Annotated in this window: 14 protein-coding genes and 1 pseudogene; 12 read left to right on the top strand and 3 right to left on the bottom strand. The window is 42.9% G+C overall.

The window, feature by feature from the left end:
* Positions 1-69: 69 nt before the first annotated feature.
* The 4 genes from ACR65F_RS07705 to ACR65F_RS07690 all read left to right on the top strand — a co-directional run bounded on the left by ACR65F_RS07705 (position 70) and on the right by ACR65F_RS07690 (position 3,826).
* Positions 70-1,044, top strand: a complete 975-nt coding sequence (locus ACR65F_RS07705; protein WP_039042015.1) for a Rieske 2Fe-2S domain-containing protein — start codon at positions 70-72, stop codon at positions 1,042-1,044.
* Between the two features lie 112 nt (positions 1,045-1,156).
* A complete protein-coding gene (gene msrA / locus ACR65F_RS07700) occupies positions 1,157-1,891 on the top strand; it encodes a peptide-methionine (S)-S-oxide reductase MsrA (protein WP_052245742.1) in 735 nt (244 codons plus the stop codon).
* A gap of 15 nt (positions 1,892-1,906) precedes the next feature.
* Complete coding sequence (locus ACR65F_RS07695) at positions 1,907-3,151, top strand: amidohydrolase family protein (protein ID WP_039042016.1); 1,245 nt, start codon at positions 1,907-1,909, stop codon at positions 3,149-3,151.
* 87 nt (positions 3,152-3,238) lie between these two features.
* On the top strand, positions 3,239-3,826 hold the full coding sequence (locus ACR65F_RS07690) for a histidine phosphatase family protein (protein WP_440503913.1): 588 nt from the start codon (positions 3,239-3,241) through the stop codon (positions 3,824-3,826).
* Between the two features lie 174 nt (positions 3,827-4,000).
* Here ACR65F_RS07690 and ACR65F_RS07685 read toward each other — a convergent pair.
* Both ACR65F_RS07685 and ACR65F_RS07680 read right to left on the bottom strand, forming a co-directional pair.
* Positions 4,001-4,377: pseudogene (locus ACR65F_RS07685) on the bottom strand (AarF/UbiB family protein).
* A gap of 243 nt (positions 4,378-4,620) precedes the next feature.
* Positions 4,621-4,836, bottom strand: a complete 216-nt coding sequence (locus ACR65F_RS07680; RefSeq protein ID WP_052245743.1) for a hypothetical protein — start codon at positions 4,834-4,836, stop codon at positions 4,621-4,623.
* 321 nt (positions 4,837-5,157) lie between these two features.
* On the opposite strand from ACR65F_RS07680, the gene ACR65F_RS07675 reads away from it, so the two are divergent.
* From ACR65F_RS07675 to ACR65F_RS07650, 6 genes are all read left to right on the top strand, one after another.
* Complete coding sequence (locus tag ACR65F_RS07675; protein WP_440503911.1) at positions 5,158-6,615, top strand: aldehyde dehydrogenase family protein; 1,458 nt, start codon at positions 5,158-5,160, stop codon at positions 6,613-6,615.
* A gap of 12 nt (positions 6,616-6,627) precedes the next feature.
* The gene (locus ACR65F_RS07670; protein WP_440503909.1) at positions 6,628-7,476 is read left to right on the top strand and encodes a methyl-accepting chemotaxis protein; all 849 of its coding nucleotides are present in this window, start codon (positions 6,628-6,630) and stop codon (positions 7,474-7,476) included.
* A gap of 184 nt (positions 7,477-7,660) precedes the next feature.
* Positions 7,661-8,113: an OsmC family protein gene (locus tag ACR65F_RS07665; protein WP_440503908.1), complete on the top strand. Its 453-nt coding sequence runs from the start codon at positions 7,661-7,663 to the stop codon at positions 8,111-8,113.
* Between the two features lie 116 nt (positions 8,114-8,229).
* A complete protein-coding gene (locus tag ACR65F_RS07660; protein ID WP_440503906.1) occupies positions 8,230-9,138 on the top strand; it encodes an acetamidase/formamidase family protein in 909 nt (302 codons plus the stop codon).
* A gap of 134 nt (positions 9,139-9,272) precedes the next feature.
* On the top strand, positions 9,273-11,873 hold the full coding sequence (locus tag ACR65F_RS07655; protein WP_440503905.1) for a DEAD/DEAH box helicase family protein: 2,601 nt from the start codon (positions 9,273-9,275) through the stop codon (positions 11,871-11,873).
* Positions 11,874-11,934: 61 nt separating this feature from the next.
* Positions 11,935-12,378, top strand: coding sequence for a small multi-drug export protein (locus tag ACR65F_RS07650; RefSeq protein ID WP_125101287.1), 444 nt, complete (start codon positions 11,935-11,937; stop codon positions 12,376-12,378).
* Here ACR65F_RS07650 and ACR65F_RS07645 read toward each other — a convergent pair.
* Positions 12,368-12,808, bottom strand: coding sequence for a hypothetical protein (locus tag ACR65F_RS07645; RefSeq protein WP_039042024.1), 441 nt, complete (start codon positions 12,806-12,808; stop codon positions 12,368-12,370). The genes ACR65F_RS07650 and ACR65F_RS07645 overlap by 11 nt on opposite strands.
* 431 nt (positions 12,809-13,239) lie before the next feature.
* Here ACR65F_RS07645 and metK point away from each other — a divergent pair, with 431 nt between their 5' ends.
* Both metK and ACR65F_RS07635 read left to right on the top strand, forming a co-directional pair.
* Complete coding sequence (gene metK / locus ACR65F_RS07640; RefSeq protein ID WP_039042025.1) at positions 13,240-14,421, top strand: methionine adenosyltransferase; 1,182 nt, start codon at positions 13,240-13,242, stop codon at positions 14,419-14,421.
* Complete coding sequence (locus ACR65F_RS07635) at positions 14,421-15,911, top strand: aminotransferase class I/II-fold pyridoxal phosphate-dependent enzyme (RefSeq protein WP_440503902.1); 1,491 nt, start codon at positions 14,421-14,423, stop codon at positions 15,909-15,911. The genes metK and ACR65F_RS07635 overlap by 1 nt, the downstream gene beginning before the upstream one ends.

Below are 15,911 nucleotides of genomic sequence, written 5' to 3'. Positions count from 1 at the left end.
TTTGGGTTGACCAAACTGAATTCCTTTCGTACACTTGGGGTAACCAAGAGAATGGAAGGGGATCTATCCATGTTGAAAGATATAGCGTTACAAGAAGAGTGGCTCGTTGCTTGTCGATCTCAAGATGTCCAAGAAGCACCTATTCAAATTGTTCTAATGGGAGAACGACTTGCGATTTTCCGAAATAGTAAAGGGGTTCATGCATTTAAGGATTTATGTATACATAGAGGGGCTGCGCTTTCACTCGGTGAAGTGAAAAATGATTGTCTTGTATGCCCGTATCATGGCTGGGAGTACGAAGACGAAGGGGATTGTGTGAAAATCCCGCAGTTACCAGAAGGAAAATCGATTCCGAAGAAAGCTAAGGCGGTTACCTATTCTTGCGTCGAAAAATATGGATTCATTTGGGTGAACCTTGCAGGAAATGAACCTGAGTTCTTTAAGTATCCAGAGATGGAGTCAGATGAATGGAGAAGTGTCATCTGGGGTCCCCAGGAAGCAGAAGCCCTTCCACCGAGAATTGTTGAAAACTTCTTGGATGTAGGTCATCTAGCTGTCGTTCACCAAGGTTTTCTAGGTGAAGAGGCACATCGTGAAATTGAACCGTATAAAATGAATGAAGTAGATGGAAGAATGTACTCAGATGAAATTCGTATTTTCCAACCTGATGCGGATGGAACTGGCGTTGCAAAATACGTGTACTATACGTATGAAATTGTCCGTCCACTCACGGTACGATTTACAAAACGAGATGCAGAGAATGATACCCTGATGACCATTTTGCTAACGGTTCGTCCGATGTCTGAAACGCATTCAGTGGCGTATGGAATTTTGTCGTTCAACTACGATACAGGGCAAACAGATGAAGAAATCATAGAGTTTCAAGATATGATATTCGCTCAGGACAAGCCGATTGTTCAAAACCAAAAACCTGAAGAATTGCCACTCGATTTGCAAGTGGAATTGTCCCTGGTGTCGGACAGAGTCAGTATTGCTTATCGTCAGTATTTGAAAAAATGCGGTGTCGTTCTAGGTACAGCTTAATAGGTTTGCGAAAAGCTATCCGATTTGGATAGCTTTTTTGTGTTGTGTGATAAACTGATAGAAAGAATATTCGATTTGAATACCAGAGAAAAAATGGAATAGGAGGGACATTATGGTGAAACGTGGAGTGATAGTGTTGTCTTTGATTTGTACGGGTTTCCTTCTAGCTTCTTGCGGTACCAATGCGGGTAGGCCGAGTGCGGAGCCAGAACCGGAAGAAGGATACGTGTTGAATGATGATGTGACCAATATTAATGAACACCTGAATTACGAAGATAGTGAGTTACACAAGATTTACTTTGCTGGAGGGTGTTTCTGGGGAGTGGAAGCGTATTTTGCAAGAATATATGGGGTACAAGATACGGTTTCAGGCTATGCAAACGGCACAGGAGAAAACCCAAGCTATGAAGACGTCATCAAAGGGGATCAAGACTTTGTAGAAACTGTAGAAGTCACATATGACCCTGACCGTATTTCGCTGGAAACACTCATTGACCACCTGTTTCAAGTGATTGATCCGACTTCCATTGACAAGCAAGGAAATGATGTAGGGGTTCAATATCGTTCGGGTATTTATTATTCAAATGAAGCCGATGCAGAAATTGTGAAAGAAGCTGTCAAAGACGAGGAACAATTTTACAAGAAAGACATTGTAACAGAAGCGGCACCACTCGATAATTTCTATAAAGCTGAAGAGTTCCATCAAGATTACTTAGTGAAGAATCCGAACGGCTATTGTCATATTAATTTACATGCTTTGGATGATGTCAAAATCCAGCCGATTATCCGTGATGAAGAAATCTTAAAGCGGTTGAGTAAACCGAAAGAGGACGATGAGAAGAACTAATGGAGGGAATGCTCGATGAAGACGTTGTTTATTAGAAATGCACGGATCCGGGATGATCAGGATCTGCAGGACATTTTGATTGAAGAGGGGTTCATCCGGAAAATTGGATCTAGGTTATCTGAAGCTGCAGACCGTGTAATAGACTGTGAAGGAAGGGTAGTTCTTCCGGGTTTGATAGAAGGGCATATCCATCCTGATAAAGCGTTTTTAGAGGAAAGGAAACCTAATATTTCTGGAACACTTGAAGAGGCGATTAAAAATACAGGTGAACTGAAAGCACAATATACGTATGAGGATGTGTATAAACGTTCTGAGAAAGTGCTGAAGTGGGCGATTGCTAAAGGCACAACTGTAATGCGTGCCCATCCCGATGTGGATCATATTGAGAAGTTACTTGGCGTGGAAGTGTTGCTTGCGTTAAAAGAGGTCTATAAGGACAAAATCGATTTGCAAATTGTTGTCTTTCCTCAAGAAGGGATCTTGAAATCTGAGGGGACGCTTGAGCGGATGGAAAAGGGCATTCAGATGGGTGCTGATGTTGTTGGAGGGTGTCCTTACAATGAAAAGACACTGGAAGATTCCATTCGTCATTTGGAATTGGTCTTTGACTTAGCGGAAACGCATGATTTGCCGCTCGACTTGCACGTGGATTTCGCAGATCACACGGAAGATCCTCGGTACATGTTGACTGAACGAATTTGTGATATGACAATGGAGCGAGGGATGCAAGGTCGTGTAACGCTTGGTCATGTGACGAGTCTTGGATCGCTTGAGCCTGAAGAAGCATCTGCATTATTTACAAAGATTGCAGGTGCAGGAATCACGATTATGCCACTGCCTGCAACGGATGTGTATTTGAATGGACGCAATGATGGGAAAAATGTAAGGCGCGGAATGGCGCCTGTTCTTCAGATGCTAGAACATGGGGTGAATGTAGCATTCGCTTCGAATAATATTCGGAACGCCTTTACACCGTTCGGCAATGCGAATTTGTTATTGATCGGGTATTTGTTAGCGGAAACGCAATTCATGGGTTCCGCAGAACAGCAGCGAACGGTTCTCGATATGATTACGTACAATGCAGCAAAGTGTCTAGGTATCGAAGAGACATATGGGATTGCTGAAGGGAAAAAGGCGGATTTGGTCGTGTTGGATTCGCAGAAATTGAGCGACGTGATTCAGGATCAGCCAATTGCGAACTTCGTAATTAAAGCGGGTAAGGTGATTGTAGAACAGTCAATGAATCACGCTGCCAAATAAATCACGATATTGTTAGATTGTTTTGGAAACTTCGGGGTATGTGATAAAGTAATACACAATATAACATTTGAACAGGAGGCGATTTGAATGACCACAGTTGGATTTGTACGCCATGGGGTGACTGCCTGGAACAAACAGGGACGAGCTCAAGGGAGTACGGATATTCCGTTGGATGAAGAAGGAATTATGATGGCGGAACGGGCTGCGGAGCGATTTTCTGCAGATAATTGGGATGCGATTTATACAAGCCCTTGGCAGCGTGCAAAACGAACTGCAGAGCTAATCGGTAAGCAGATGACGCATACCGAAGTGATTGAAGATAAACGTTTGCGTGAGCGGGCTGGCGGATTGATCGAAGGGACGACGGAAGCCGACCGTTTGGCAAAGTGGGGTCCTGATTGGAAGCAACTCGATCTGCAAGGAGAGACGCATGATAGCGTGATTTCCCGCGGGATGTCCTTCATCCAAGAGATGCAACAACGGTATCCGGATGGACGAGTGCTTGCAGTGAGTCATGGAGGTTTCATCAAACGATTGTTGTCCGAGTTGTTGCCAGGAACGATGTATGAAGAGCCACTTGGGAATACTTCGTTGACGATTATTAAGATCGGTGAGGATGAAAATTTGTGTGAGCTGTTTAATTGTACGGATCATTTACATGAGATGAAATTTTGAAGCCGGTTGCCTTCGGGGAGCCGGTTCTTTTGTGTTTTGCCTATTCCATAAGACTCTCTTTCCTGAGTCCAAGTAAATCAACATTTGAATTAAGAATATAAAGGACACCGACAAAACCATTTAGAACATAGGACTCATATGCTTTCACAATGCGTTCGAGTGCACTTGCTAGGACTATGCGATCGCATTGTTCAACAAGATGCTATGGCCTTCCAATACCCGACTGTACTGCTTGAAAATGATTTCCCCGACAATCAAAAAAATAGAATCGGCCTCCGTTGGAGAGATGGTAAAGAACATCCCGAAATCGATAAGTACAAGTGTACCGTCTTCTTGAACCATCAAGTTCTCGCTATGCGGATCCGCATGGAACTGCCCTCCTTCTAACACTTGTTCTAAGAATAACAGGAACTGCCGTACCGGTAATTCTTTTCGACCAAATCCTTGTTCCTCTTGAGACGCAGTATCCGTAATCCGTCAATCCATTCCATCACGAGTATGTGCCGTGTTGTGAATTCGTCGAAATAGACAGGGATCCGTACACAATCCATATTAGGAAAATGATCTGGGAAACTTCTACCGTTTTTCATCTTCTAAAGGAAATTCAACCCTGCGCCGATGACGTCTGTCAATTCATTGTATTGAGATCGAAATAGATTTGCTTAGTTAAAGTTGGTGAATCGTTTATCGAGTCAAATGACAATCTTGATGGCGTTGAAATCCTTATGTAAGATCCGCTTGATATGAGAACGTTGAATTTTTACAGCTACTTGGGAACCGTAGGACAAATGTGCTTAATAGACTTCTCTAATTGAAGTGGAAGCAATCGGGACGTCTCTGATTTCTTTAAGACGTTTTATATGAGGGATTTGCCTTTCTTCATTGAGCACTGCGAGTGCATCTGCTGTTGGAACAGGTGTTACTTGGTCCGTCAGTCCTTCTAATTCATTTAGGAAGTATGGGGACATGATGTCTGCGCGTGCGGAAAGAAATTGTCTGAGCTTAATCATCAGACCGACTAACTCCAGAGATGTTTGTGTGAATTATTTCCTGTTGCGTCACGAACTGCTCCATTTTTCAATGACGGGATGTGTGAACTGACCTCGAAATCAGCGTTGAAACGAAGTAACTTGCACAAAAAATATGATAGACATTCAGACAATACCGATGATTCGATATATGATTATATTTTTCATGATCTGACATCCTTCCTTTTTTAGTATAGTAAGTGATCTGAAAAAACTTAATTTTTGGACATGAAATAGTTGCTAATAAGTTCCATAATTGTGACGATATACATAGGGGGAAGTAAAAATATAAGGAGGAAAGTCATGAAATTAGTACAAGAATTAAGTGCACAATACATTGCGGGGATTTGGAGAGAAGGAAAAGGGGCTATTCGCTTATCCAACAAGAATCCATATACCCAAGAAGAACTGGCTTCAGTTCAGACCGCATCAAAAGAGGATATCGATGATGCTTATCAAGCATCATTTGAAGCTCAAAAAGAGTGGGCAGCAGTGAATCCATATAGGAAACGAGACATTCTTGAAAAAGCTGTATCGATTATCGTGGATAGAGAAGAAGCGATTACTGAACTGATTATTGAAGAACTTGGTGGGACACGGTTAAAAGCTGCATTTGAAATTGGTCTTGTTAAAAATATGATTAGAGAAGCAGCGACGTTCCCTTTACGAATGGAAGGGAAAATTCTTCCTTCAGTTGAAGATAATAAAGAGAATCGTCTTTATCGAATTCCGGCAGGTGTTGTAGGCGTTATTAGTCCTTTTAATTTCCCATTCTTTTTATCGATGAAATCGGTTGCACCTGCACTAGGAGCAGGTAATGGGGTTGTTTTGAAGCCTCATGAAGAGTCGCTTGTTAGTGGCGGAACCCTGATTGCGAAAATATTTGAAGAAGCTGGTATACCTAAAGGACTGCTTAATGTAATTGTCGCGGATATTAACGAAATTGGAGATGCATTCATTGAAAATCCCATCCCTCGCATTATCTCATTTACAGGTTCTACAAAGGTAGGGAGTCATATAGGACAAGTGGCTATCAAGCATTTCAAAAAACCCCTTCTTGAATTGGGTGGCAACAGCGCTTTTATAGTTATGGAAGATGCGGATCTTAACTACGCAGTTCAAGCAGCGACGTTTAGCAGATTCACCCATTCAGGACAAATTTGCATGTCTGCAAATCGAATTTTAGTACAACGTGGCATATATGATGCGTTTATGAAGAAGTTCACCAATAAAGTCTTAAGTTTAAAAGTTGGAGATCCTAAAGATCCAGATACTGTAATCGGGCCGGTCATCAACGAACGCCAAGTTGCTGGTCTAGAAAAGATTATCGTAGACAGTGTTCATCAAGGCGCAGAAGTGGCTCTTCGAGGAGAGATATTAGGAACGGTGATTGGGCCAACTATTATAGGAAATGTGACACCAACTATGCCGGCAGCAACTGAAGAATTGTTTGGCCCAGTTGTCTCTGTAATACCGTTCGAAACAAAAGAAGAGGCAATTGCTTTAGCGAACGATACTCGATTCGGATTAAGTGGTGCAATTCATACAGCATCTGTGGAGATAGGTGTGGAGATGGCTAAACAGATTCACACTGGCATGATACACGTGAATGACGTGACGATAAATGATGAGCCAATCGTTGCATTCGGTGGTGAAAACCAATCCGGCATTGGACGCCTGAATGGGCAGTGGAGTTTGGATGAATTCACGACAATGAAATGGATATCTGTAAATTATGGCCAGAGAAGTTTTCCATACTAAGGAGCGAGACCAATGACAGTAGTGGATGAAAAGAAGACAGCAGAACTTTTAGAAGCTTTCGTGAAGGTAGCACCCTATTTGAATCGATTAATCCAAGATGATATTACAGTTGGTGTGTATGATACTGAGAAGTTGCTCATCAATATTCCGGGTGATACATTTTCGTTGAATGTTAAAACCGGAGATCCACTAGCTCCAGGAGATATTATTACAGCTGCACAAAAAGAAGATAAAGATAAATTGGAAATGGTACCAAAAGAAATTTTTGGCTTTCCGTTAATAGCACGAGCTATTCCTGTTCACGACAGCCAAGGGAAAGTTGTTGGCGGAATTGGGATTGGTACCAGTCTTGAAAAGTCAAATAGCTTATTTGAAGTGGCAGATAGCTTATCAGCAATTGTAGAAGAAACTGCTGCTTCCCTGGAGGAAATCGCAAATTCAGTCACGAAGCTGGCTGACCAGGTAGGAGCGGCCTCTTTGATTGTAGACGAGGTGATCTCTGGAGCGAACGAAATTGGTAAGATTTCTACTGTAGTTCGTGGTATTTCAGATCAAAGTAACCTTCTTGGTCTCAATGCAGCGATTGAATCAGCGCGTGCCGGGGAACATGGAAAAGGATTTTCTGTCGTTGCTGATGAAATTCGAAAGCTTGCCACAAATTCAAAAGAAAATGTGGGGCAAATTGACAGCGTAACAAAATCCATTACAACCTCGATTAACAATCTGAATAAATCGTTTGAATTCATTGATGAGTTTACATCAAATCAGGCTGCATCGATTCAAGAAATTTCTGCTACAGTTCAAGAAATCAGTAAAAATGCTTTACACCTTTCTGATATGGCGAAGTCATCGATAAAATAATAACAGCGTTAAAGCATTGTGGAGTCAGTTTCCCCCCACAATGCTTTTTTGAGATTAATGCAAGAATATAAAGGGTAGATGATAATAGCGTGTATGAATATGATGATAAAATGTTATCCAACGTTAATGCATTTAAAATGATGTTCAGTTTACTGATAATTAAAATCCAATAGAGGTGAAAGAAATGGCAGAACATGAATTTCATTTGAAAGCGGTTTGGCCAGGTGGCCGTAATAGTGAAGGGTACATTGAAGCAGGAAATCTTCAAACTAAAATATCAATCCCTTCAGCGATGGAAGGTCCAAACGTCGGGACGAATCCCGATGAAATGTTACTAGGTGCAGCGGCTACGTGTTATATCATTACACTGGCAGCGATGATTGAGCGGGCTCATTTGCCGCTCGAAAACATGTCCCTGGAATCTATCGGATTTGTCGATGTGACTATGGGTGTCTTCACATATAAAAAAATTATTCATAAGCCGACAGTGTCATTAAAGCAAGAAGCGAGTGCCACAGATTTTGAAAAGCTGAATGTACTAATAGTAGAGGCAGAAAGAAACTGCATGATTTCCAAAGCTATTAAAGGCAATGTAGATGTGGAAGTTGAACCTATTGTATCTAAATCACAAGTATAACTGGCAAGATAGGGTAGTCTCCTATCTTGTTTTTTATAAAAGTACATCTGATATTATTCGCAATCTTTGAAAAGTCTTGCTAGAATGGATGAAACTTAACGGAAGGATGATGAATAGTGACCGAAACGTTGTCGTGCCAGGATGTCATCTATGCATTCAGTAAAACACATCCACCAGTAAAGAAAATCGATTCAGGAACAACAATTGAAATTGAAACGTATGATTGCTTTAAAAACCAAGTTCAGTCAGCAGATACGAAAATAAGTGGGATTGACTGGGATGCCATTAATCCGGCAACGGGTCCCATTTTCGTGAATGGGGCTGCGCCTGGAGATGTGCTGAAAGTGACGATTCAAAAGCTGAACATTGGCGACCAAGGTGTTATGGCGACAGGGCCAGATCTCGGTGTTATGGGGCACCGGCTGACGGAACTAGAATCGAAAATCATTCCGATTGAAAACGGAGTTGCTAAATTCAACGAGCGACTGTCAATTCCGTTAAACCCGATGATTGGCGTTATTGGTGTTGCTCCGGAAGGAGAACCGGTTTCGTGCGGAACACCCGGTACTCATGGCGGGAATATGGACACGAAGTTGGTCAGGGAAGGGGCCGTATTGTACTTCCCGGTTTTCGAAGAAGGTGCGCTGTTTGCGCTAGGAGATTTCCATGCAGCAATGGGAGATGGCGAAGTTGGCGTTTCTGGAATTGAAGTGCCAGGAAGTGCTGTCGTTACGCTGGATGTTATTAAAAACACACCACTCAATCACCCCTTACTTGAAAATGAAAAAGGATTTACATTCCTTGTCTCGGCTAACACATTGGACGAAGCGGTAAAAATCGCAGTGGAAGAAACTGCAGACCTATTGGTGGCAAGGACAAAACTCGATTTGGCAGAAGTCACAATGTTGTTGAGTGCAGTTGGGCAAGTTCAGGTGAGTCAAGTCGTCGATCCGCTTGTGACGGTTCGTTTCTTCGTTCCGCGTTATGTCCTAGAAACATATGGTGCTACACTTCTAATCGGATAGGTAGACGTTGAGACCAGCTTCTATTGAAGGGAGCTGGTTTTCCTTATGCGATAGACGGTTTATTACTGAAACTTTTCGTAGCGAGATTTCGTATAGCAGCTATAGAAAGTTTGATGAGTGGAGGAGGTATAGCATTGACTGTATTTAACAAAGACATCGTGTTTTGCCACCCCTGGCGATCCTATCAGGCGCGAATTCTTGCGGAGTTGGATTACCATTTGAAAAACAGACATCTCCACTTAGTGGCACCGCCAGGATCAGGAAAGACGGTTCTTGGCCTGGAAGTGATGCTTAGGTTAGATGAACCAACACTCATTATTGCACCAACACTTGCGATCCGGAATCAGTGGATTGAACGATTTGTAGAGTCATTTCTGCAGGTTTCTCAACAACCTGACTGGATTTCGACAGATTTACGAAACCCGTCTACCGTAACGGTGACGACATACCAAACTTTACATAGTGTGTTAAAAGGGGAAGACCTTGAAGCCTTCTTTGCAGCATTCGATGCTGTAGGTTTCAAAACAATTATTTTGGATGAAGCCCATCACTTGCGTACGTCCTGGTGGCAAAGCGCGATTACGTTCAGGGATCGGCTAGAAGAACCAAACATCGTCGCTCTCACAGCAACCCCACCATACGATGTCGGGCAAAGAGAATGGAACAACTACATACAGCTTTGCGGTCCGATTGATGAAGAAATCTACGTACCGGAACTCATTCGTGAGGGGGATCTAAGTCCGCATCAGGATTATGTTTATTCATCTGTCCCCTCGCCCGAAGAAGCAGGAATGATTGCACAGTTCCATCGATCGGTGGATGCGTTAGTCGGACATCTTTTATCCAATCAAGAGTTCCTTGGGTTGTTGGAAGGACACCCATGGATTCAGACGCCAGAAGAATGCATGGATGAATTGCTTGGCAGTCCTGCATATTACTCGAGTTTGCTGTTGTTTTTAAGAAATGCAGGAAGTGAAGGGTGGCAGATGGGACTCGAGATTATCGGAGGGGATGAAAAGAATATCCCCGAGTTTTCACTCGTATGGCTTGAAGAATTATTGAATGGTCTTCTGTATAAGGATTCATATTATGATGGTGATCATCCTGTTTTGAAGCCGGTCCGACTGGAATTATCCAGAATTGGTGCGATTGAACGGCGAACGGTTTCTCTTCGTTCGAGCCATACCATCCAGCAAACTCTTGTAAAGAGCGTGACAAAACTAAAAAGTATCGAAGAGATTGTTTCGTTTGAAACAGGGCAGTTAGGATCATCTCTACGACAAGTGATCTTGACAGATTACATCCATAAAGAGGACCTACCGACAACAGTAGATGATGAAAAACCGCTCGTACGTCTAGGGGGTGCACCTATTTTTGAAAGACTGCGGAGGACATTTGGTTCAGACACGCGTCTAGGTGTCTTGACGGGATCGCTCATCATTATTCCAGCCACAGCATGGCCGACACTTGCTGATCTTGCTCTGAACAGTGGGGTTGAACTTTCTTCAGTACCATTAGTGCAGGATGAAGAATACTTACAGATTGACGTAGGTTCTAATCGACAAAAAGTAACATCCCTAATGACAGAAGTGTTTACTAGAGGTGAAATTCAAGTGCTAATCGGTACAGCAGCGCTTCTTGGTGAAGGGTGGGATGCGCCTGCCATCAATTCACTTGTCATAGCATCGACGGTAGGAAGTTATATGCTAAGCAATCAAATGAGGGGGCGTGCCATACGGACCCAAACAGGAAATCCAGATAAAACTGCTGCTATCTGGCATTTAGTGTGTATTCAACCAGTCATGGAGGCAGGGGGGCCAGACAAGATTGCCCTTGAGAGACGTTTCCATTCGTTAATAGGATTGGATGCTGAACTTCCTCGCATTTCATCTGGTATCGAGAGACTCCATTTGGCGAAGAACCCTGATTCCGGGAGTATTGTAGAGTTACAAAATCATACGACGCTTCAGCGAGCCATGAATCGGACATCATTACGACGAAGATGGCAGCAGGCGGTAGGAAATGCGGAACGTGGAGAACGGAAAGAAGAACTAGTTACAAAACGTAAGAGAGTTCCGAAACCTTTGGTCTACGCAGCGACTGTCAAATCGCTAGTTATTGTTGGAGCGGCGGTATTTTTTGAGACTGCTCGAGAAATAATGGGGCCATTCCCTTTTAATATATCGGAAGAACGGTTGCTGATCGCGTTTCTAGTTGGAATTGTATTAGCGTCTCCGTATTTGTGGAAGTCAGGAAAAGCGATGATCCGACATCGTTCGCTTGAACGAAGTATGATTCAAGCTGCGACTGCCGTCTATACGACACTGTTTCATGCTGGATTACTTTCTATTCCGTTGACAGAAAATCGTATTCGTACAGAGGGAGGAGAATCTGTGTCTTGCAGTTTGGATCAGGGGACGATTCACGAACAGACGATTTTCCTAAAGGCGATGCAAGAGCTACTTGACCCAATTGAGAATCCGAGGTATTTGTTAGTACGTAAGTCAAAACTTCTTTTCATCCAACGACGTGATTTCCATTCAGTTCCTGAAGAAATTGGTCGTAAAAAAGAATATGCAGAGTTTTTCTTGAAAGAATGGAATCATCATGTGGATCACGCAAGCTTGACCTACACACGAACTCCTGAAGGTCGGAAAGAATTGCTGGTTGCGAGACTTGCTGCAATGTCAGCCATTTTCCAAGACAAATCAGAGCGGATGAGTGTGTGGAGGTAGAGGAACCCTACAAAAAATTGAATGAAGAAAGCAAGGTCTTGTAAGTTAGGAAGGAGAAAATATGATTGAGTACATACTAGTATTTTTAGGGGCAGCAGTACCCGCGCTTGAAATTGCAATCGTCATTCCGGTCGGGATTGTCCGAGGATTGTCCCCGTTCTGGGTGATTCTTTTAGCGTTTGCAGGGAATATGTTGACTGTACTCCTACTTATCATCCTATACCAGCGAATTGAACACTGGTATAGAAGTCGAAAAGGAGAATCTACAGAAGGGGAGTCCAAACGACAACTCAGAGGAAGAAAGATTATGGATAAATACGGAGTTGCCGGACTCGCATTGGCCGGGCCAATTCTCATTGGCACACACATCGCTGCCTTTTTTGCTCTTCTTTTTGGGGCTTCCAAACGGAAGACAATCATTTGGATGGCAGTCAGTATTGCGTTATGGTCACTAATTTTTGGTATCGTAACTGCAATGGGATTTACTTTTTTCATTAAAGATTAAACAATTTAGAAACGAATGTAAGAACAGGAGCGATAATGACACCGTATACAAGAAAAATGGCCGCAAATGTCCCTAAGAGATAGAGGATCTTGTGCTTTTGATAGGCACTCACTTCGGGTGATTCAATCAGATGGAAGGAGCGCTTTTTGTGGCAGGATTCGCAGAAGAGTCGGTAAGTAACGTTTTTACGTATTTCTGATTTGTTCAGAACAACTTTCTTCACTCTCGTTTCTTTCCTTTTGAACGAAATACCGAATGTATCTGCGTAAGGAATTGTTTTTCTATGTGGACAGTTCACAGATTCGAATTCTAACTTAAGACCATCGAACCAACTTTTTTGGCGAAGGGTCTTCTTATACAGTATAATCCCTGCAATTCCTACAATGAGTATGGTTAGTGGGAATGCGGAAATCATAAAAATCAATTTCACTAGATCTTGACCACCTTTCAGAATGATTTGAATTCCTTGATTTATAGTCTACCAATAATAGAATCATGATTCCAGAACTAGCCTAATTGGCCATATTTCATATATAAATTTATAACACTATTTAACCATTTTAATTTTCATTCAATTAAATTTTGAAAATATATTGACATGAAAAACACAATCCTTTACTATTGTTTTCAGCATGAATAAAGTCATTCTTATTAGTAGCCGCGGAGACGAGGGGTCGACGATGCGGTGGCAAACCCATTCAGTGTATTGTTCTGGATAGGGCGCCCAACCTGAGCGCAGTTTCGTGATGGAACTGTGAACAATAAGAGGATAAGCAGCTGATGCAGATCGAAGCTTTCCTTAGGTTGTAGGAGAGCTTTTTTTGTGCTCCAAAACACATTTTTTGTAAGGAGCGGATTTAATTGGTTGAAAAGATTTTATTTACTTCAGAGTCAGTTTCAGAAGGGCATCCCGACAAAATTGCTGACCAAATTTCGGATGCAGTTTTGGATGCAGCGCTTGCACAGGACCCATTTTCTAGGGTTGCGTGTGAAGTGTTTACGACAACAAACACTGTAATTGTTGGTGGAGAGATCACAACAGGAGCGGCGTTGGATATAGAAAAAATCGCTCGTCAAACGCTAATTGACATTGGGTATACGAACGACGAATTAGGAATCGATGGCAACACTTGCAACGTTCAAGTACTTGTACACACGCAATCACCGGATATCGCAATGGGCGTGGATACGTCGAGTGATACGAAAGAAATCGGTGCCGGTGACCAGGGCTTGATGTTCGGATTTGCAACAGATGAAACAGCAGGATTCATGCCATTACCGGTGGAACTCGCACACGCGCTTGTGAAAAAAGCATCTATCCTCCGTAAAAATGGACAATTCCGATGGGCTCGTCCGGATATGAAATCACAAGTAACAATTGACTATACATCGAAAGAAACTCCGAAAATCGATACGATTTTAATGTCAATCCAGCATGATGGAGATTTTGACAAAGAAGCATTCGAAGCATTCGTGAAAGAAGAAATTATCTTCAGTACGGTGAAAGAATTCAAATTACCTGAACCGATTCGTGTACTGATCAATCCAACTGGCCGATTTGTAACAGGTGGTCCTCATGGAGATGCAGGACTAACAGGACGAAAAATTATCGTCGATACGTATGGTGGCGCAGCTCGTCATGGCGGCGGTGCGTTTTCTGGTAAAGACTGCACAAAAGTCGATCGTTCTGCAGCTTATGCTGCTCGATATGTAGCTAAAAACATTGTCGCAGCAGGGCTTGCGAAGAAGTGTGAAATTCAGCTGTCTTATGCAATTGGTGTAAGTGAACCAATCAGTATTGCTATCGATACGTTCGGGACAGGGAATGCCGCAGACGAACAATTGCTTCGTGCTGTACGTGAAGTATTCAATCTGACGCCTGCAGGAATTATAGACATGCTTGATTTACGGACTCCTCGTTATCAAGCAACGGCTGCATATGGACATTTTGGACGTACGGAACTAGATTTGCCGTGGGAGCGGACAGACAAAGTCGATGCATTAACGCAATCTGTATATGACACAGTCGGAGCCGGGTGCTGATGAACATCGTCAAAGAGACGACAGTTCCAACAAGAACACTTCTCCAAACGGATGCGCCGCTATTTGATGCGCTTGTCCGATTTGCGAATTCTGAAACAGTGTCGTTTGATGTACCAGGTCACAAAATGGGTGCATTGAACACTCCGTTTCGAGATGCAATTGGAGCACAGGCGCTTAAAATGGATGTCAATTCAATGGCAGAGCTGGACTTGTTAAGCCATCCGAAATCGGTCATTAAAGATGCACAAGAGTTAGCAGCACAAAGTTTTGGTGCGGATCATGCATTTTTTCTAGTCAACGGCACAACTGTTGGCATCCACGCGATGATTCTAGCAACATGTAAACCAGGGGAGACACTTCTTGTGCCAAGAAACTGCCATAAGTCGGTCATTGACGGAATGATCTTAAGTGGTGTCATTCCTGCCTTCATGCAACCGGAAGTGGATGATCATTTTGGGATTTCACATGGCGTTTCAGTTGAAAACGTCGCACAAGCATTACGTGAACATCCAACTACCAAAGCATTGCTAGTTACGTATCCGACGTATTTTGGAACGATGACTGATCTGGAGTCAATTTGTGAATTGGCTCATGAAGCAGGCGTTACTGTATTAGTCGATGCTGCACACGGTGCACATTTAAAAGTTTTAGATAAAATGATTGATCCAATACAAGCAGGTGCAGATCTGGTTACAACGAGTATGCATAAAACGGGCGGCTCGCTAACGCAAAGCTCACTTTTATTGCTTCAAGGCAATCGCATTTCTGCAGATAAAGTGCGGAAAGTAACCGGCATGCTGCAAACGACAAGCGCTAACTACTTACTTATGAGCTCACTAGATGCAGCCCGCAGAGAACTTGTCCTACACGGAGCCGAGGCGTTTCAACGACTGAAGCCAATTGTAAACGAGGCAATTGAAGCAATCGAATTAGGTGCGCATTATGAAGTACTGAAAAATGAAAATGTCAGCACTCGTTTTCTGCAGTCACAGGACTGGACGAAATTAGTGATTCGGGTGAATGGTCTCGGGCTGACTGGTTTTGAAGTTTATTCACTATTAAAACAACGATACGGCATACAGATGGAGCTTGCGGAAGGGTACGTCGTCATGGCGGTAATCACACCCGCGGATACAGAAATCTCAATCGGACGTCTTACAGCAGCTTTGCTGGATATAGAACGAACCTACACAAAATCGCACGTTCTCCACTCTGCATGGACGGTTGTGGATTCTGTCAATGAACTCGTGATGACACCACGAGAAGCGTATTATGCAGAACAAGAGACGATTGCGATTGATGATGCGATTGGTCGTATTAGTGCAGATACATTGATGATTTATCCACCAGGAATACCATTAGTCATTCCCGGTGAACGGATTACATGTGAAGTAATCCAGCACTATACCTACTATGAACAAGCATTCGGAAGTGTGTTATCAGGGTCAAAACAAACAGGCAGCGTGACTGTCGTAAAAGGGGGATATTAA

The organism is Sporosarcina sp. SAFN-010 (genome assembly GCF_059415065.1).
The sequence above is the reverse complement of the archived record's forward strand: the minus strand, read 5'-3'. Positions and strand labels throughout refer to the sequence as shown.